Source organism: Plantibacter sp. CFBP 8775 (assembly GCF_014839505.1).
GTDB classification, from domain to species: domain Bacteria; phylum Actinomycetota; class Actinomycetes; order Actinomycetales; family Microbacteriaceae; genus Plantibacter; species Plantibacter auratus.
This window is the reverse complement of sequence record NZ_JACYNV010000002.1, coordinates 1151597-1170403: the sequence shown is the minus strand read 5'-3', so window position 1 is coordinate 1170403 and position 18807 is coordinate 1151597. Positions and strand designations below refer to the sequence as shown.

General features: G+C 70.7%; 17 protein-coding genes. 14 read left to right on the top strand and 3 right to left on the bottom strand.

The window, feature by feature from the left end; all coding sequences use genetic code 11:
• Positions 1-15 precede the first annotated feature (15 nt).
• The 4 genes from IFR14_RS17815 (at position 16) to IFR14_RS17800 (ending at position 5482) form a co-directional block, all read left to right on the top strand.
• Positions 16-942: a 1,4-dihydroxy-2-naphthoyl-CoA synthase gene (locus IFR14_RS17815; protein ID WP_064294597.1), complete on the top strand. Its 927-nt coding sequence runs from the start codon at positions 16-18 to the stop codon at positions 940-942.
• 57 nt (positions 943-999) lie between these two features.
• Positions 1000-2160, top strand: a complete 1161-nt coding sequence (locus IFR14_RS17810) for an AMP-binding protein (RefSeq protein WP_191941810.1) — start codon at positions 1000-1002, stop codon at positions 2158-2160.
• Positions 2161-2266: 106 nt separating this feature from the next.
• Positions 2267-4408 (top strand): acyltransferase family protein, encoded by a 2142-nt coding sequence (locus IFR14_RS17805; protein ID WP_342365736.1) that lies wholly within the window; start codon positions 2267-2269, stop codon positions 4406-4408.
• A 39-nt stretch (positions 4409-4447) separates the two neighbouring features.
• Entirely contained in the window at positions 4448-5482 is a 1035-nt protein-coding gene (locus IFR14_RS17800; RefSeq protein ID WP_191941808.1) for a 1,4-dihydroxy-2-naphthoate polyprenyltransferase, read from the top strand.
• Here IFR14_RS17800 and IFR14_RS17795 read toward each other — a convergent pair.
• Complete coding sequence (locus IFR14_RS17795; RefSeq protein ID WP_191941807.1) at positions 5423-5767, bottom strand: DUF4229 domain-containing protein; 345 nt, start codon at positions 5765-5767, stop codon at positions 5423-5425. The genes IFR14_RS17800 and IFR14_RS17795 overlap by 60 nt on opposite strands.
• A gap of 71 nt (positions 5768-5838) precedes the next feature.
• Here IFR14_RS17795 and IFR14_RS17790 point away from each other — a divergent pair, with 71 nt between their 5' ends.
• Genes IFR14_RS17790 through IFR14_RS17780 form a run of 3 tightly spaced genes read left to right on the top strand, consistent with a single transcriptional unit; the run spans position 5839 to position 8914 of the window.
• On the top strand, positions 5839-6261 hold the full coding sequence (locus tag IFR14_RS17790; RefSeq protein WP_191941806.1) for a PLD nuclease N-terminal domain-containing protein: 423 nt from the start codon (positions 5839-5841) through the stop codon (positions 6259-6261).
• Positions 6258-7994 carry a 2-succinyl-5-enolpyruvyl-6-hydroxy-3-cyclohexene-1-carboxylic-acid synthase gene (gene menD, locus IFR14_RS17785; protein WP_191941805.1) on the top strand — a complete coding sequence of 579 codons (1737 nt, stop codon included), beginning with the start codon at positions 6258-6260 and terminating at the stop codon, positions 7992-7994. Before IFR14_RS17790 ends, menD begins: the two co-directional genes overlap by 4 nt.
• 56 nt (positions 7995-8050) lie before the next feature.
• On the top strand, positions 8051-8914 hold the full coding sequence (locus IFR14_RS17780; protein ID WP_191941804.1) for a polyphosphate kinase 2 family protein: 864 nt from the start codon (positions 8051-8053) through the stop codon (positions 8912-8914).
• A gap of 16 nt (positions 8915-8930) precedes the next feature.
• Here IFR14_RS17780 and IFR14_RS17775 read toward each other — a convergent pair whose 3' ends face one another.
• Complete coding sequence (locus IFR14_RS17775) at positions 8931-10169, bottom strand: isochorismate synthase (RefSeq protein ID WP_274500354.1); 1239 nt, start codon at positions 10167-10169, stop codon at positions 8931-8933.
• Positions 10170-10257: 88 nt separating this feature from the next.
• The gene (locus IFR14_RS17770; protein ID WP_079706658.1) at positions 10258-11100 is read right to left on the bottom strand and encodes a helix-turn-helix transcriptional regulator; all 843 of its coding nucleotides are present in this window, start codon (positions 11098-11100) and stop codon (positions 10258-10260) included.
• A gap of 101 nt (positions 11101-11201) precedes the next feature.
• Between IFR14_RS17770 and IFR14_RS17765 the strand changes: the two genes are divergently transcribed.
• The 7 genes from IFR14_RS17765 to IFR14_RS17735 all read left to right on the top strand — a co-directional run bounded on the left by IFR14_RS17765 (position 11202) and on the right by IFR14_RS17735 (position 18750).
• Positions 11202-11882: an SDR family NAD(P)-dependent oxidoreductase gene (locus IFR14_RS17765; protein WP_191941803.1), complete on the top strand. Its 681-nt coding sequence runs from the start codon at positions 11202-11204 to the stop codon at positions 11880-11882.
• Between the two features lie 63 nt (positions 11883-11945).
• Entirely contained in the window at positions 11946-12650 is a 705-nt protein-coding gene (locus IFR14_RS17760; RefSeq protein ID WP_191941802.1) for a demethylmenaquinone methyltransferase, read from the top strand.
• Between the two features lie 150 nt (positions 12651-12800).
• Positions 12801-14360: an APC family permease gene (locus IFR14_RS17755; RefSeq protein WP_085514037.1), complete on the top strand. Its 1560-nt coding sequence runs from the start codon at positions 12801-12803 to the stop codon at positions 14358-14360.
• A 116-nt stretch (positions 14361-14476) separates the two neighbouring features.
• On the top strand, positions 14477-14914 hold the full coding sequence (locus IFR14_RS17750; protein WP_079706662.1) for a hypothetical protein: 438 nt from the start codon (positions 14477-14479) through the stop codon (positions 14912-14914).
• 102 nt (positions 14915-15016) lie between these two features.
• Positions 15017-16078 (top strand): polyprenyl synthetase family protein, encoded by a 1062-nt coding sequence (locus IFR14_RS17745; RefSeq protein ID WP_079706663.1) that lies wholly within the window; start codon positions 15017-15019, stop codon positions 16076-16078.
• Positions 16079-16191: 113 nt separating this feature from the next.
• The gene (locus IFR14_RS17740) at positions 16192-17577 is read left to right on the top strand and encodes an FAD-dependent oxidoreductase (protein ID WP_079707009.1); all 1386 of its coding nucleotides are present in this window, start codon (positions 16192-16194) and stop codon (positions 17575-17577) included.
• Positions 17578-17673: 96 nt separating this feature from the next.
• Positions 17674-18750, top strand: a complete 1077-nt coding sequence (locus IFR14_RS17735; protein WP_191941801.1) for a hypothetical protein — start codon at positions 17674-17676, stop codon at positions 18748-18750.
• Positions 18751-18807: the final 57 nt, after the last annotated feature.

The following is an 18807-nucleotide window of genomic DNA, read 5'->3' as shown; positions in this document are numbered from 1 at the left end:
GCCTAGGCTGGACGCATGAGCGATCGAGTGTCCGAACTGTTCGACCCGGAGATCTGGGACGTCGTACCGGGGTTCGAGGACCTCACCGATCTGACGTACCACGTCGCGCGCGAGGGCGGCTTCGTGCGCATCGCGTTCGACCGCCCCGAGGTGCGCAACGCCTTCCGCCCGCACACCGTCGACGAGCTGTACCGCGCGCTCGACCACGCTCGCCAGAGCCCGACGGTCGGAGTGGTGCTGCTCACCGGCAACGGTCCGAGCGCGAAGGACGGCGGCTGGGCGTTCTGCTCGGGCGGCGACCAGCGCATCCGTGGTCGCGACGGCTACCGGTACGCGAGCGACGACGCCGCGGACGACGAGACGGCGAGCGGCATCGACGCGGCGCGCAACGGTCGCCTGCACATCCTCGAGGTCCAGCGCCTCATCCGCTTCATGCCGAAGGTCGTCATCAACCTCGTTCCCGGATGGTCCGCGGGCGGTGGGCACTCCCTCGGCGTCGTGTGCGACCTGTCGATCGCGAGTCGGGAACACGCGCGGTTCAAGCAGACCGACGCCGACGTCGGTTCCTTCGACGCGGGGTACGGGAGCGCGTACTTCGCCAAGCAGGTGGGCCAGAAGTTCGCCCGCGAGGTGTTCTTCCTCGCCCAGGAGTACGACGCGGAGCGCGCGCTGCAGGCGGGCGCGATCAACGCGGTCGTCCCGCACGCCGAGCTCGAGCAGACGGGCGTCGCCTGGGCCCGCACCATCCTCGGCAAGTCACCGACCGCCATCCGCATGCTGAAGTTCGCCTTCAACGCCGTCGACGACGGTCTCGTCGGCCAGCAGGTCTTCGCGGGCGAGGCCACCCGCCTCGCCTACGGCACCGACGAGGCGGTGGAGGGGCGCGACGCCTTCCTGGAGAAGCGCAAGCCGGACTGGGCTCCGTTCCCCTGGCAGTTCTGAGCTGCCTGACCGCGAGGAGTCGGCGGAGCGCCGACGCACCCGGCGTACGCTGAATCCATGACCCGTCAGCTGCTCCCCGTCGACGCGTCCGCCTCGGCGATGCTCGCAGCCCTAGAGACGGTGCTCGACGGCTCCGGACCCGCGGTCCTCCCGATGCAACCCGGATCGTCCGCGGCACCGGCCGCGGTCGACGACCGGGTGGCCCTCGTGATCGAGACGTCCGGCTCGACGGGCGTGCCGAAGCGGGTCGCCCTCGCGGCCGACGCCCTCCTGGCCAGCGCGGCGGGTTCCGCGGTGGCCCTGGGCGGCCTTGAGGCCCACCGCCGTTCCTCGCAGTGGATCCTGGCGCTCCCGACGCACTACATCGCCGGCGTCAACGTGCTGCTCCGGTCGATCGTCGCCGGGACCAGGCCGATCGAGGCGCCGACAGGGTCGTTCGACGCCCGGGCGTTCTGTGGACTCGTCGAGCGGCTCGACGCCGATGCCGGCTTCGCCGCCCTCGTGCCGGCGCAGCTGCGCCTGCTCGTCGACGCCGCCGAGACGAGCACCTCCGTGCGCGACGCGCTCGCAGGACTCGCCGGGCTGCTCGTCGGGGGACAGGCCACCCCCGCTCCGCTGCTCGAGCGGTCCGCAGCGCTCGGCATCCGCGTGGTGCGGAGTTACGGCTCAAGCGAGACCTCCGGCGGTTGTCTGTACGACGGCGTGCCGTTCCCCGGTGTCGAACCCCGGCTGGTGGACGGGGAGCTCCTCATCGCCGGACCGGTGCTCGCCGAGGGCTACCTCGGCGAACCGGACCGCACGGCGACCGCCTTCCCGGACGACGGCGGCCGCCGGTGGTACCGCACCGGCGACACCGCCGAGCTCGTCGACGGCGTCGTCCGCGTGACCGGGCGGGCCGACAACGTGATCATCAGCGGCGGGGTGAACATCTCCCTCGACCGCGTGCAGGCGGTCGTCCGCTCGGTGCCGGGGCTGGCCGAGGCCGTCGTCGTCGCCGTGCCCGACGAGCGGTTCGGTCAGGCGTCTGCGATCGTGACGGTTGCCGGGACGTCTTCGGATCCGCACGCGGACGAGGTCCTCCTGCAGGCGGCTCGGGACGCCGTCGCCGAGGCGCTCGGCCGCCCGGCGCGTCCCGCCCGACTCGTCCGTCTGGCGGAGCTCCCGCTGCTCGCGAGCGGCAAACCCGACCTCCTCGCACTCCGCTCACGAGTGGGTTGAGCCAGCCCTCCGCGTGCCCACGAGGGCCGGTTTGCAGGCGGTTGTCGCATAGGGCATGCTCTCTCATGCGTGTCGACGAGCGACCGTAGCCGGGGGACGACGACAGGTGACAACGGGGACCGACACGGGCGCTGCGCCCACGAGGCCGACGACGGCGTTCCGCGCCGACATCCAGGGGATGCGGGCGCTCGCCGTGACCGCGGTGATCCTCGCCCACGCGACCGGCCGGCCGGCCGGCGGCTTCGTGGGCGTGGACGTGTTCTTCGTGATCTCCGGCTTCCTCATCACCGGGTTGCTCCTGCGCGAGCACGAGCGTTCCGGGCGCATCTCCCTGCCGGCCTTCTTCGGGCGGCGGATCAAGCGGATCCTGCCCGCGTCGCTCGTCGTCCTGGCCGCGACCGTCGCGCTGGCGTCGTGGCTCTTCAACGCCCCGCGGGCGCTCGCAACCTGGTGGGACGCGGTGTCGGCCGCGCTGCTCGTCTCGAACTGGCGCTTCGAGGCGTCGGGCACCGACTACTTCCACGCGACGGACGCCGCGTCACCGCTGCAGCACTTCTGGTCCCTCTCGATCGAGGAGCAGTTCTACCTCGTGTGGCCGGTGCTGCTCCTCATCCTCCTCGCCGTCGCGGCCCGCGGAGCCCGACCCGTGCTGCGCTCGCGCCTCGTCGTCGGTGGCGTCCTCGTCGTCCTCATCGCAGCCTCCTTCGCCGTCGCGGTGTGGCAGTCGGGGGCGGCCCCGCAGGCCGCCTACTTCGCGACCGGCGCGCGGGTCTGGGAGCTGGGGGCCGGCGCATTCCTGGCCGTGCTCGCGCCGCTCCTCGGCCGACTGCCGCTGGCGCTCCGGGTGGTCGCCGGATGGGCGGGGCTCGTCGGCATCGTCGCGTCCGCGCTGCTCATCACCCGGTCGATCGGGTTCCCCGGCCCCTGGGCGGTCGCCCCCGTCGCCGCCGCGATGCTGCTCATCGCCGCCGGGACCGGAGCCGGCCCGGCGTACCAGCGCTGGATGTTCCCACTCGCGAATCCGCTGAGCCGTGGCGTCGGAGCGATCTCCTACTCGCTCTACCTCTGGCACCTCCCGATCCTCGTGTTCGTGCCGATGCTCGTCCCCGACACCGCCCTCAGCACGGTCCCCGGGATGCTCGGGCTCATCCTCGGGGTCTCGGTGCTCTCCTTCCTGCTCGTCGAGCAGCCGTTGCACCGCACGCCACTCGTGGGTTCCTTCCGCGGTGACCGCGACGCCAGGGACGCCGCCTGGACCGCCTGGCGCGAGCGGTTCGCCTCCCAGTACCTCTACTCGGCGGTCGGACTCGTGATCGTCGCCGGGCTCGCGGTCATCGCCATCGGCCCCGCGCTCCGCCTGCCGGTCACGACCGGTGGGCCCGCGGCCGTCGCGACACCGGCCGGAGACCCGCTCCAGGGCATCGCCGCTGAGCTGCAACTCGCGAATGAGGCCTCGGCGTGGCCGGACAACCTCTCGCCGAGCCTCGACGACGCGATCAGCGCGACCTCGAGCACCAACCCCGCACGGGCCTGCTTCGACCTGGGTGCGACGCCCGACGACGGCTCGTGCACGTGGGGGGATGCCGCTGCGCCGAAGCACGTCTACCTCGTCGGCGACTCGACCGCGCTCGCCTACGCGCCGGCGTTCCGTGCGATCGCGGACCAGAGCGGCGGTGCGGTACGGATCACCACCATCGGTCTCTACGGATGCCGCTTCACGCAGGACCTCATCCAGAACAGCGGCGCCGGCGTCATGGACGACTGCCCGACGCGGAAGCACGACATCGTCGAACGCATCGCGGCCGACCAGCCCGACCTCGTGATCGTCTCGAACGCGTTCACCGCGGGCCGCGCATCCGACGGCCGATCGCTCGACACGACGTCCATGGTCGCGTCGGCGCTCGCCGAGACGGCCGGGTACCAGGTCCCCGGCCGCGTCGTGTTCCTCGCGCCGCCGCCGCTCGGTGCGGATCTCGGTTCCTGCTACTCGCGGGTGTCCAGCCCGCAGGACTGCGCCGTCGGCGTCGACGCCGCCTGGAACGACTTCGCCGCAGCGACCGAGTCCGCGGCGGGAGCAGCCGGAGAGCGGTTCGTCTCGTCGCTCCCGTTCAGCTGTTCGGAGGGCGTGTGCCCGGCGTTCGCGGGGACGACGCCGACGAAGTACGACAGCGTGCACCTCACCCCGGCGTTCGCCGAGCACATCGCTCCGGCGATCCTCCAGACGCTCCAGGCCGCCGGGGCCCTGTGACACCGTCCGCCCCGAGGCTCCGCGGGTAGACTCGCCGTCGTGGCACATGGAGCACGGCCGGCAGCGCCGAAACAGCAGAAGACGTCCGCACAGCGCCCCACGGCGGGTCGTGGCGCGAACGGTGGACGATCCGGCAACCCCGCACGCGGTGGTGGTCGCAAGGTCCCGCTCGCGAAGCCGGCGACCTTCGGCGACTGGGTCGGGGCGGCGCGGATCCGTACGCTGCCGATGGCCGTCGCCCCCGTGCTCATCGGCACCGGCGCCGCGACGATCATCGCGGGACCCGGCGTCTACCACCCGGTCCGGGCGCTGCTCTGCCTCGTCGTCGCGCTCGCGCTGCAGATCGGCGTCAACTACGCCAATGACTACTCCGACGGCATCCGCGGAACGGACGACCTGCGGGTCGGCCCGAGCCGACTGACCGGTTCCGGCGCGGCGAAGCCCAAGACGGTCCTGGCCGTCGCGCTCGTGTTCTTCGGTATCGCGGCGGTGGCCGGCATCGTCCTCACGATCCTCACCCAGTTCTGGTGGCTGCTCCTCGTCGGGGCGGTCGCGATCGTCGCCGCCTGGTTCTACACGGGCGGGAAGCGGCCCTACGGGTACTTCGCGCTCGGCGAGGTCTTCGTCTTCGTGTTCTTCGGCCTCGTCGCCACGCTCGGCACGACCTTCGTCCAGGTCGGGACGGTGAACCAGGAGGCATGGTTCGGCGCGATCGGCGCCGGCCTCATCGCCTGCGCGGCGCTCGTCGTCAACAACCTCCGCGACCTCGAACAGGACAAGGCGGTCGGGAAGCGCACCCTGTCGACGTTCATCGGCCGGATCGCGTCGAAGGTGCTCTACTGCGTCCTGCTGCTCGTGCCGTTCGGCATCGCAGCGTTCCTCGCGCTCTTCTACCCGATCGCCTGGTTCGCGATGTTCGCGCTGCTCGCCGCCATCCCGGCGTGCGTCATCGTGCTGTTCTCCACGACGGCCAGGGAGCAGATCCTGGCGCTCAAGCTGACAGGGCTCGTGCAGCTAGCGTTCGGGGTGGTCCTCGGTCTGGCGTTCTTCTACACGCCCGGCATCGCCAGCTGAGGACGCTTCCGGTGTCGCCGCGCTCGCATCGAGCGCCGCATCCTCGGAGTCCTCGTCGTCGTGCGGCGTCGGCTTGTCGCCGTGCCGACGGGCGTACAGCTCCTGCGCGACGGTCTCCCGCGGGGTGCGCAGGAAGATGTAGGACACGCAGAGCCCGATGATCGCGGCGATGATCGCGGCGACCCAGGGCTGCAGACCCGTGAGGAAGACGAGGAGCAGGAGCGGCACCACGAAGGCCAGCAGGCGGAGGATGGTGTACCAGACGGCGGCGGGAACGCGTTTCACCAGACAAGTCTAGGCGTCCCGCCTGAAGGCAACCCCAGGTAATCACGTCACCTGGCGTTTACGATGGAGACATGGTTCGTCTCTGGATCGGCCTCGCCGTCGCGGCAGTCGTCTTCATCGTGTATTCGGTGGTTGACTGCGCCACGATGCCGCGCGACCGCGTCCGAGGGATCAGCAAGACCTCGTGGATCATCGCCATCCTCCTCCTGCCGGTCATCGGCGGAGTCCTCTGGTGGATCATCGGCCGGGTTCGCGCTCCGAAGGCCGTGCCCCGCGGCTCAGCGCCGGACGACGACCCCGACTTCCTCAAGAAGCTCGACGCCGATCGCGCGCAGACGAAGCGCATCCGCGACCTCGAGGACGAGCTCAACCGCTTCGACGACGAGTCGGGCGACAGCCCGGACACGACGACGCACGACGACCCCACCCCGGGATCCGACACGCCCGACGACGGTTCCGGCCGCAGACCGCCTGGCGCCCCGAGCGCCTCGTGAACCCGTCCGCCGCTCCCGAGCCCGTCGGCTCGGCTCCCTCGTCGAGCCCGGCCAGTGCGTCCGCGTGGGCACTCCTCGACGCGCTCGCCGCCGCGGGTGTCTCCGACGTCGTCGTCTGCCCCGGTTCCCGGTCGCAGGCGCTCGCGCTCGCCGCTGCCGAGCTGGCGGCCTCCGGACGGATCACCCTGCACGTGCGTATCGACGAGCGGGTCGCCGGCTTCCTCGCGTTGGGCCTCGGCGTCGAGACCGACCGTCCGGCCGTCGTGATCACGACCTCGGGGACGGCGACCGCGAACCTGCATCCGGCGGTCCTCGAGGCGCATCACTCGCGCGTCCCGCTCATCGTCCTCACCGCCGACCGGCCGGCCGAGGCGCACGGCATCCGGGCGAACCAGACGACGAAGCAGGACGACCTCTACGGGTTCGCCGCGCGCCTCGCCGTGGTCGTCGAGGCCCCGACCGGTGACGCCGGTGAGCAGGACGCCTCCCGCGATCTCGCCCAGCGGGCGTACCGTGCCGCGACGGACGTCCTCGATCCGGGCCCGGTGCACCTGAACCTCGCCTTCCGGGAGCCGCTCTCGGGCGGCTTCGACCCGGTCGTGAGCGGGGCGGATTCCGACTTCCCGGTCGAGACGGACGCCACCGCGGAAGCACCGCTCTACCCGGGGCGACCGCATCTCGTGCTCGAGCGCGGACCCAGGACCCTCGTCGTCGCCGGTCACCACGCCGGCCCGGCTGCCGAGCAGCTCGCAGCCGACGGCGGGTGGCCGCTCATCGCGGAGGTGTCGAGCGGATCCCGGTTCGGACGGAACGTCATCGCCGCCTACCGGGAGCTGCTGCGCGAGGAGGACTACCGCGAGGCCGTCGAGCGCGTCGTCGTCTTCGGCCACCCGACCCTCAGTCGCGAGGTCCCGCTCCTGCTCCAGCAGCCGCAGGTCGAGACGATCGTCGTCGCCCCGGCCGGAGCCGAGGTCTACAACCCCGGACGACGGGCCGACCGGATCGTGTCCTCCGTCTCCGTCGAGGTGGGGCCCGCGGATCGCGCTTGGCTCGGAGCCTGGGTCGTCGGATCCCGAGAACGGGTGGTGGACCCCTCGCCTGCAGCCCCCGATCTCGAGGGGCTGCACTCGACGACTCCCGCCGAGCGGCTGGCCTCCGTCCGGGCCGAGCTCGACGCCGTCCGCCTCCCGGTCACCCGCGAGGTCCTGGTCGACGCGGTCTGGCGTGCCACCTGGCCGCACGACCGCCTCGTCGTCGGCGCGTCGAGGCTCATCCGCGTGGCCGACGGTCTCGTTCCCGGCCGCAAGATCAGCGTGCACGCCAACCGCGGACTCGCGGGTATCGACGGCACCATCGCCACCGCCACGGGGATCGCGCTGGCGAGCCAGGCCGACGGAGGCCCAGGTGTGACGCGGGTGCTCCTCGGCGACCTCGCCTTCCTCCACGACGTCGGCGCGATGCTCCTGGACGACGGCGTCGTGCCGCGTCTCCAGGTGATCGTCGGCAACGACGGGGGCGGCACCATCTTCGACGCGCTCGAGGTCGCCCGGAGTGCCCCTGGAGCGCTCTTCGACCGCGTCCAGTACACGCCACAGCACGTCCGGCTGGAGTCGCTCGCGACCGCCTACGGGTGGGAGTATCGCTCGGCCCGCACGCGCACGGAACTCGACCAGGCGTTCACCGCGCCGGTGACCGGTCCCGTCCTCATCGAGGTCCCGCTGCCGCGAGCCTGACCCGCCGGTCCTGCCAGGGGTCGACTTCCGAAGCGACCTGCAGCCAGAATGGGCGGATGACGGCATCGAAGCACGCATCGACCTGGACGGCACCACCCCGAGACACGCTGCGCGTGGGGGAGGGGTTCAGCCTCGCCGACGTCGATCCCTCATCGACGCCGGGCTTCGACGGTGACAAGCAGCAGGGCCGGGTCGAGCTCGACACAGGGGTGCCCGCGCTGTCCGAGCTGCAGGAGCGACTCTTCGCGGCGAGCACGCAGGGAGCCCCGGAAGCGGTGCTCCTCGTCCTGCAGGCGATGGACACGGCGGGCAAGGGTGGCATCGTCAAGCACGTCGTCGGCTCGGTCGACCCGCAGGGCGTGCACCACCACGCCTTCAAGAAGCCCACGGAGGAGGAGCGCTCCCACGACTTCCTCTGGCGGGTTGAGCCGCACCTGCCGAAGCCCGGTCAGATCGGCGTCTTCGACCGTTCGCACTACGAGGACGTCCTCATCGGTCGGGTGCGTCAGCTCGCCGAGCCGGACGAGATCGAGCGTCGGTACGGGGCGATCAACGACTTCGAGGCGGGCATCGTCGCGAGCGGGACCCGCATCGTCAAGGTGATGCTGCAGATCAGCGCCGACGAGCAGAAGGAACGGCTCGCCGACCGGCTCGCGCGTCCGGACAAGCACTGGAAGTACAACCCGGGCGATGTGGACGAACGCGAGCTGTGGCCGGCCTATCAGGACGCCTATCAGGTGGCGTTCGAGCGGACGAGTACCGAGGCCGCCCCCTGGTTCGTCGTGCCGGCGGACCGCAAGTGGTACGCGCGCATCGCGGTCCAACGGCTGCTGCTCGACGCCCTCGAGGACATCGATCCGCAGTGGCCGGCGGCCGACTACGACATCGCCGTCGAGCAGGCACGACTCGCGGCGAGCTGAGTCGAGGTTCCTCGGCTCAGCCGAAGGCTTCCACGATCGGACGGAACTTCATCTTCGTCTCGACGAGCTCCGTCGCAGCGTCCGAGTCGGCGACGATGCCACAGCCGGCGTAGGCGGTGATGTCACCGTCCGGCGCGATCTGCGCACAGCGGAGGGCCACCGCCCACTCGCCGTCACCCGAGGCGTCCACCCACCCGACCGGACCGGCGTAGCGACCGCGGTCGAACGGTTCTAGCTCGCGGATGAGGGCGACGGCGTCGCGCGTCGGGGTCCCGGCGACGGCGGCCGTCGGGTGCAGGCCGTCCATGAGGTCGAGCGAGGACGAGCCGTCCGAGAGCCGACCGTCGATGTCGGTCGCGAGGTGCCAGAGGTTCGGCAGTTTGAGGGTGAACGGGGCCTCGCTGCGGCGCAACTGGGGGCTGTGTGCCTGCAGGGCGGTCAGCACCGACTGCACGGCGAACTGGTGCTCACCCTGGTCCTTCGCGCTCGTCATGAGTGCGACGGCCTGGTCATGGTCGCTCTCGGCGTCGGGACCACGCGAGATCGTGCCGGCGAGGACGCGTGCCGAGACGGCACCCCGATCCACTCGGACGAGCGTCTCCGGGCTCGAGCCGATGAAGCCGTCGACCGCGTAGGTCCAGCAGTCGGGGTAGCCGAGGGCGAGGTCGTGGAGCACCCGGCGGCGGTCCGCTTCCGCGGGGAGGTGCCCGGCCAGGTCGCGTGCGAGCACGACCTTGCTCAGGCCGCCGGCCTGGATGCGGGCGATGGCGCGCTCGGCCGAGTCGAGGTAGCCGTCGCGGCTCTGCACACCGGGGGTCAGCTGGATGCGGTACTCGGGCCCGTAGGCCGTGGTCACGGGATCGACGTCCTCGGCGCCGTCGCCGAGGGAGACCCGCGTGATGAAGCTCGCGTCGGGGTACCGGCCGATGATCGTGCGCGGCACGATGAGGACGCTCGTCGCGGAGGACTCGTCGTCGAAGGCGAACGTGCCGAAGGCGACCAGGCCGGTCCCGGGCCGTCGTACCTCGTCCGTCACCACTGCTGCGGCGCAGACGTCCCGCCAGGCAGCCGCGGCGCGCGTGAACCGGTCGGGGCCCGAGAACTCCAGGCGGAGCGCCTCACCAAGTCCGACCAGCCCGTGTCCCTTCCGCACCCAGAGGAGCGGCGAGGTCTGGTCGGCGAACGGGAGGAGCTGGCGCGGGTCGTCGATGGCGACGGTCTGGGCGACCAGTGACGAGGTCAGGGGAATGGTCACCGTTCAACCCTACGCCCGCGCAGGAGGGGTCCCTCCCCGCCGCAGCCCGACTGGCGGAGGGTCGGTCACCGCCTCGTCGGCGGGCCGTTCACCGGCCGGGCGTCCCGATCGTCTGCAACCCGGTGACCCCGAGCAGTGCGAGTTTCGCCGCGTCCTCGGTGCCCGGTGCCGCCGTATACACGACGATGCGCAGGTCGCCGCCCGGCGTGGATAGGACGTCGCAGTCGACGGTGATCGGTCCGACCGGCGTCCGTGTGACCGTCTTCCGGCTCGCCCGGTGCTCCGCGACCCTGGCCTCCGCCCAGCGCCGCTCGAACTCGGGTGACACCGATCGCAGCCGGGCCACGAGTCGTGCGAGCTCGTCGTCCCGCGGGTAGCGCCCGACCGCGGCCCGGAGGTCTGCGGCGAGGTCGCTCGCGAACTCCTCCTCGTGCTGCTCGTCGAAGTCCGTGCCGTCGTGCCCCGCGGTGAAGTGCCGCCACACCAGGTTGCGATCGTCGCCGACGAGGGCGGAGGGATCGCCGTTCACCGCGGCCCACAGCGGGTTCCAGAGCAGGATGTCGTGGGCGGCGGAGAAGACCGCCAGTGGCACGTCACCGAGCCGGTCGACGATGCGCTGCACGCCCGGACCGATGTGCCGCGGGACGACCCCGGGCGGTGGTGGAGCGGCTCCGGCGACGCGGTAGAGGTGGTCGCGCTCCTGATCCGTCAGTCGCAGTGCGACCGCGAGGGCCCGCAGCAGCTGCGGCGACGGGTTCTTCGCGCGACCCTGCTCGAGCCTGACGATGTAGTCCACGCTGATGCCGGCGAGGGCGGAGAGCTCCTCGCGGCGCAGACCGGCCGTCCGTCTTCCTGGGCCGGCGGGGAGACCGACCTCGGCAGGGGAGACCCGTTCGCGCCAGGCCCGGAGCACACCGGCGAATTCGTCCATCCGGCAATTGTGCCCCCGGTGTCGGTCCGCATCCTGGTACTGCCGGTCCCCCTGTCGACCGGGGCCTGGCGGACCGGCCATGCCGGGCGGAGCATGGACCCATGACCACCACACTCATCACCGGGGCCAACAAGAGCCTCGGACTCGAAACCGCACGCCGACTGATCGATGCCGGCCACACCGTCTACGCCGGCATGCGCGACCTGGGCCGCGGCGATGCCGTCGTCGCACTCGGTGCCCACCCCGTCCAGATCGACGTCACCGATCAGGCGAGCGTCGACGCGGCGCTCGCAGCGCTTCCGGAGCTCGACGTGCTCGTCAACAACGCCGGCGTGCTCGGCACGTCCTTCGGTGTGGACGACCTCACCTCGGAGTCGATGCAGGACGTCCTCGACACCAACGTCGTCGGTCTCGTCCGCGTCACCCAGGCGGCGTTGCCCCTCCTGCGGCGTTCGCCCCGACCCGTCATCGTGAACGTCGCCTCGGGGGTCGGATGGCCGCGCTTCCTCACCTCCGAGGGGGCCGACGAGTTCGCGGTGCCGACGATCCCGTACGCCGCGTCGAAGGCGGCCGTCATCACGCTCACCGTGCAGTACGCGAAGAACCTGCCCGGGTTCCGGGTGAACGTGAGCGACCCGGGCTACACCGCGACCGACTTCAACGGACACGGAGGCCATCAGACGGTGACCGAGGGGACGGACGCGACCGTCGCGCTCGCCCTGCTCGGTCCGGACGGTCCCACCGGCGAGTTCCACAACCGGCACGGACGCATCGACTACTGAGCGCGAGCCTGGGAGCCCTGCTCGGACGGCCGGCTCCCAGCGGTGCGGACGTAGGATGGACGGGTGAACCGCGCCGATCTCTCCAAGCAGCCCGAGCAGGTCTCGGCCATGTTCGACGACGTCTCGACGAAGTACGACCGCATGAACGCGGTCCTCTCCGTCGGGAACGACGCCCTGTGGCGCATCGCGACCACTCGTGCGGTCGGTCCGGCCGCGGGTGAGCGCATCCTCGACCTCGCCGCCGGCACGGGCACGTCCTCCGCGGCGCTGGCACGCAACGGTGCGCAGGTCGTGGCCGCCGACTTCTCGCCCGGCATGATCGCCGTGGGCCGCGAGAAGTACGCCGACCGCTCCGACATCCAGTTCGTTGAGGCCGACGCGACCGCACTGCCCTTCGCCGACGAGGAGTTCGACGCCACGACGATCTCCTTCGGCCTCCGCAACGTCGTCCGCCCGAAGGACGCCCTCGCCGAGATGCTCCGGGTCACGAAGCCCGGTGGCCGGATCGTCATCTGCGAGTTCTCCACGCCGACGCTCGCCCCCATGCGCGCCGCCTACAACCTCTACCTCGAGCGGGTCATGCCGCTCGTCGCCGGAATGGCCTCCTCGAACGCCGAGGCGTACACCTACCTGAACGACTCGATCCGCGCCTGGCCGAGCCAGCCGGAGCTGGCCGCCTGGCTGCGCGAAGCTGGCTACGAGCACGTCGCCTACCGCAACCTCACCGGCGGGATCGTCGCCCTGCACCGCGGGCTCAAGCCGGCCTGAGTCCCGTCACCATCGGGGTTCGTCTCGGCATTCCCGAGGGGTGGAACCTGTTGATCCCGTCACTTCCCGCGAGTCGGCGCGACTGATTCCGTAGCCCGGTCCCGAACGGGAGCATTGACACATGGGTGCGCCCGGCCCTACCGTTCCGTCATGACAGCACAGGACACGGCCCGCGGGTCGCAGCCGGCATCACCCACCGGCGGTAAAGGTCTCGCCACCGGCACCCTCGGCCTCTTCGGCTCCGTGATCATCGGCCTGGCCTCGACCGCGCCGGTGTACTCGCTCGTCGCGACACTCGGCTTCGTCGTGCTCGCCGTGGGTGCCCAGGCGCCGATCGCCTTCATCGTCGCCTTCATCCCGATGCTGTTCATCGCGTTCGCCTACCGCGAGCTGAACCGCGACGTGCCGGACTGCGGCACCACCTTCACCTGGGCGACGAAGGCCTTCGGCCCGGTCACCGGCTGGATCGGCGGGTGGGGCGTCGCGCTCGCCGGCATCGTCGTGCTCGCCAACCTCGCACAGATCGCGGGGCAGTACCTGTGGTTGCTCATCGGTGACGGCTCCCTCGCCTCGAACGTCCCGCTCGTCACCGCGACCGGTGTCGTGTTCATCGCCCTCATGACGTGGGTGTCGTACCGCGGCATCGAGCTGGGGGAGCGGATCCAGAACATCCTCCTCGCGGTCCAGTACCTCGCACTCGTGCTGTTCGCCGTGTTCGCCTTCATCGGAGCGTCGAACGGCACCGCGCCCGACGCGACGCCGATCTCGCTCGACTGGTTCAACCCGTTCGCGTTCACCGATTACCACGGCTTCATCGAGGCGGTGCTGCTCGCACTCTTCATCTACTGGGGTTGGGACACCTGCCTCGCCCTGAACGAGGAGACGAAGGACCCGCAGAAGATCCCGGGCCGCGCGGCGGTCATCTCCACGGTCATCCTGCTGGTCACCTACGTCACCGTCACGGTCGCCGCCATGGTCTACGCCGGACTCGGGACCACGGGCACCGGCCTCGCCAACGAGGACAACGCGAACGACATCTTCCTGGCGCTGAAGGACCTCGTGCTCGGACCGTGGGCGTGGATCCTGGTCGTCGCCGTGCTCATCTCGGCGGTGTCGTCGACGCAGACGACGATCCTCCCGACGGCGCGCGGCACGCTCGCGATGGCTGCCTACAAGGCGCTGCCGAAACGGTTCGCGACCGTCCACCCGACCTTCAAGACGCCGTCCTTCTCGACGCTCGTCATGGGCATCGTGGCGATCGTCTACTACGTCGGCATGACGCTCGTGAGCGAGAACATCCTCGCGGACTCGATCCTCTCTCTCGGACTCGCGATCGCCTTCTACTACGGCATCACCGGGTACGCGTGCGTCTGGTACTTCCGGAAGGTGCTCTTCCGCTCCGCGCAGGACTTCTTCTTCAAGGGCCTCTTCCCGCTCCTCGGGGCGCTCATGCTCACCTTCGCCTTCGTGCAGAGCTGCATCGACATGTTCGACGTCGACTACGGCTACACGGTCCTCTTCGGCGTCGGCGGCACGTTCGTCATCGGCGTCGGTTCGCTGGCCTTCGGTTTCGTGCTCATGCTGCTCTGGTACAGCCGGAAGTCCTCGCGGCCCTTCTTCCGCGGGGAGAGCCTCAACCGCGACACCGAGGTCCTCGTGCCCGACGAGCCGATCGAGTACGGCCGCTCCGTCGACGGCGGTCTCGCCTGACCTCCGGTCCACTGAGCCTCCCCCTTCCGGTCCCTGAGCCTCCCCCTTCCGGTCCCTGAGCCTGTCGAAGGGCACATCTCCCGGGGCCGTCCAGGCGGGCCGGGCATACTGGTGGGATGTTGGACACCCTGCCAGGCGGCCCGTGGATCTGGGGCGTCGCGATCGTCGGTCTCGTGCTCGTCGTCATCCTCCTGAACGCCAGGCGGGCGAAGTCCGCGTTCGCGAAGCCGTACGAGCGCTACGACACCACCGAGATCCCGCCGGACACCCCGGGTACCCGTGAGTTCATCGTGCGAGACGACGCGACCGGTGCGCGGCTCCAGTTCGTGGCGTCCGGGCCGTCGGCCAGGATCGCCCTCGTCGTCGTGCCGCCGAAACACCTCGGGACCGGCGTCGAAGCGGGCCTCTTCCGCGCCGCGTTGCCGACCGCCCAGGGCGTCGACGCTTGGACCTGGCCGCCGCTCAACACCGACGGATACTCGATGCTGCTCGACCTCGCGCACGAGTTCCCGCATCTGGCGTTCTACGACGCCGAGGGCGTGCGACTCCGCTGAACCGAGTCATGTGGTCCGACCACAGCTGCCAATCGCCTGATCGCGCCCGTGGATTCCGGTCCTCCGGCACAGGTGACGGGCTGCCCCGGCTAGGCTAGAGCTGTGAATCCCAGCGCGACCCGCCGTGTCAGCAACCTGGCCAGCCAGGCCGGGCTTGCCGAACGCATGTTCGCGACCGGTGCAGACCGGAAGCTCGCCAAGACCATCGACGACGGCGTGGCCCGCCTCGAGATCGGTCTGGAGGAGCAGCTCGGGTTCACCGACGACCTCGTCGACGTCACCGCGCGCTATCTGCTCGAGGCCGGCGGCAAGCGGGTCCGCCCGCTGCTCACCATGCTCATCGCCCAGCTCGGCGACGGCATCACCGACAACGTCCTGCGGGCGGCCGAGGCGATCGAGATCACCCACCTCGGCTCGCTGTACCACGACGACGTCATGGACGACGCCGACAAGCGTCGCGGCGTCCCCAGCGCCCACCAGGTGTTCGGCAACAACACCGCCATCCTCACCGGCGACCTCCTGTTCGCGCGCGCCAGCCAGATCATGGCCGACCTCGGCGAGCGGGCGATCCGGATCCAGGCCGCCACGTTCGAGCGCCTCGTGCTGGGGCAGCTGCACGAGACCACCGGCCCTCGCGAGGGTCAGGACGAGGTCGAGCACTACATCCAGGTCCTCGCCGACAAGACCGGCTCGCTCATCGCCGCCGCGGCCCGGAGCGGCGTCATCTTCTCCAACGCCCCCGAGGTGTACGAGAGCGCGGTCGTCGAGTTCGGCGAGAAGGTCGGCATCGCCTTCCAGCTCATCGACGACGTCATCGACCTGTCGCCGCAACCCGAGGAGACCGGCAAGGTCCCCGGCACCGACCTGCGGGCCGGCGTCGTCACCCTCCCCATGCTCTACCTGCGCCGCGAGGCGGTCGCCGACCCCGAAGCCGCGGCCCTCGTCGCCCGTCTCGACGCCGAGGTCACGGAGACGGACCACGACCCCGTCCGGTTCGCCGCGCTCGTCGCCACCCTGCGCGACCACGCCGTGACCGCGCGGACCTTCGCTGAGGCGCGGCAGTGGGCCGACGAGGCGATCGCGGCACTGGCACCGCTGCCCGACGGCTCGGTCAAGAAGGCGCTCGTGCACTTCGCGAAGGCGATCGTCGACCGAAGGAGTTGATGGCGGCGCCGCTCCACCGGAGCGGCACGGCATCCCAGACGCGCATGCATGACGGCCGGAGCGCTCAACCGGCCGCACCCGGAACCCCGCACGGGGACACGAAAGGAACCACCGTGACCAAGCTCAGGCTGGCCATCGTCGGCGCAGGACCCGCAGGCATCTACGCGGCGGACATCCTCCTGAAGGCGGAACGGAAGTTCGACGTCTCCATCGACCTCTTCGAGCAGCTGCCGGCCCCGTACGGCCTGGTCCGCTACGGCGTCGCGCCCGACCACCCGCGTATCAAGGGGATCATCAACGCGCTCCGCGACGTCCTCGACCGAGGCGACATCCGGATCTTCGGCAACGTCCGCTTCGGCGTCGACATCACGCTCGACGACCTCAAGCACCACTACAACGCCGTGATCTTCTCCACGGGCGCCGTCGAGGACGCCCCGCTCGACATCCCGGGCATCGACCTCGACGGGTCGTACGGCGCCGCCGAGTTCGTGAGCTGGTTCGACGGACACCCCGACGTCCCCCGCACCTGGCCGCTCGAGGCGGAGTCGATCGCCGTGATCGGCAACGGCAACGTCGCGCTCGACGTCGCACGTATGCTCGCGAAGCACCCGGAGGACCTGCTCCCGACCGAGATCCCGGCCAACGTCCACGAGGGGCTGCAGCAGTCGCCCGTGACCGACGTGCACGTCTTCGGGCGTCGCGGGCCCGCGCAGGTGAAGTTCACGCCGCTGGAACTCCGCGAGCTCGGGGAACTCAACGACGTCGACATGATCCTGGCCGACGAGGACTTCGACTACGACGAGGCGTCGAAGGCGGCGGTGGCGAGCAACAAGCAGGTCATGGTCATCGACCGCGTCCTGCAGCAGTGGCGCAAGCGCGAGACCGGCCAGGCCTCGCGCCGACTGCACCTGCACTTCTACGCGAAGCCGCTCGAAGTCGTCGACGACGGTTCCGGCAAGGTCGCCGCCTTCCGGTACGAGCGGACGAGACCAGACGGACAGGGCGGGGTCGAGGGCACGGGTGAGATCCGCGAGGTCCCGATCCAGGCGCTCTATCGCGCGGTGGGGTACTTCGGAAGCCCGCTGCCCGGCGTGCCCTTCGACTCGCGGCACGGCGTCATCCCCAACCACGAGGGCAAGGTCCTCCACCCCGAGAGCAACGAGCGCGTCCCAGGCGTCTACGCGACCGGGTGGATCAAGCGTGGTCCGGTCGGCCTCATCGGCCACACGAAGTCGGACGCGATGGAGACCATCAGTCACGTCATCAACGATCAGGCGGACTGGTGGGCGCCCGCGGAACCCGAGGAGGAGGCCGTCGTCGCGCTGCTCGAGTCGCGTGGCGTCGCCTACACGGACCTCGAGGGCTGGCACCTCCTCGACCAGCACGAGATCGCGCTCGGTGAACCACAGGGTCGTGCCCGCATCAAGGTGGTGCCGCGCGAGGAGATGGTGGCGATCTCGCGGGCGCAGTCGTCTGATGACGGGACACCGTCCGCCTGAGCCGCGCCCGCGACGGTCGCAATCCGGCCGATCGCCGCGAGTCAAGCCGCTTCACGGAACCCGGTTTCGGCGCGAGTCGGTCACTATGCTGGACGGATGACCGACCCCAACGCGCCCCAGAACGTCCCGTCGGAGCAGCCGACGTCCGTACCGCCGTCCGAGCCGCCGGCATTCGTCGCCGACGGCCAGCAGCAGCAACAACAGCAGCCGCGCTACGGCGAGATGCACCCGGACCCCGTGCAGCAGCAGTGGGACCAGACGAGCCAGCAGACCCCGGCTCCGCAGCAGGGTGGCCAGTGGGGTCAGCCGCAGACGGGTGAGCAGGCGGGCCAGTGGGGTCAGCCGCAGCAGGGCCAGTACGGCCAGCCGCAGCACACCGGCCAGTACGGCCAGGACACCGGCCAGTACGGCCAGCCGCAGCAGACCGGTCAGTACGGAGCCCCCCAGGGTCAGTACGGTCAGCCGCAGCAGGGCCAGTACGGTCAGCCGCAGCAGTACGCGCAGGCTCCGAAGGCGCCGAACCCCCGTGCACGCGAGACGCGTCTCGCGCTCGTGTCGGTCGGGATCGCAGCGGGTATCGCCGCGGCCGTCGCACTGGTGAGCCTCATCGGGTCCTTCTTCAGCATCTCGGAGTACTACCCCGTCGGCGACGTCCTGTTGAGCTTCGGCGCGAATCTCGTGAACATCGCCCTCTGGGGTGCGGGAGCGGCTCTCATCCTCATCATGGTCCGTCCGCTCACGCGGGTCCGCACCGCCCGCGACCTGATCCAGTCGGTGGGCATCGCCGCGGCCGTCGGCACGGGCGTCATGCTGCTCATCGTGCTCATCGTCACCATCGTGCGCGGCGTCGTCGAGCAGTACGGCACGCCGGCGTTCTTCGTCAATCAGGGCTTCCTCTCGCCGATCCTCTACGGGGTCACCCTCGCGGGCTTCCTCACGATCGGCGCCGTGCTCGTGACGCGGTTCGTCGCTCCCGAGGGACTCGCCGACGCCCCGCACGAGCAGCACAGTGGTCAGCAGCACGGTCAGCAGTTCCTGCAGGGTCAGCACGAGCAGCAGGGGCCGCAGCAGCACGGTCAGCACGACCAGGGCTCGCAGCAGCACGGTCAGGCGCAGCAGCCCTACGGACAGCAGCCGCAGGCACCGCAGCAGCACAACCCGTACCAGCAGTAGTCGGAGGCCGGATGGTCGGCGTATGAGCCCGACCATCCGGCCCTCGATCACCCGTCA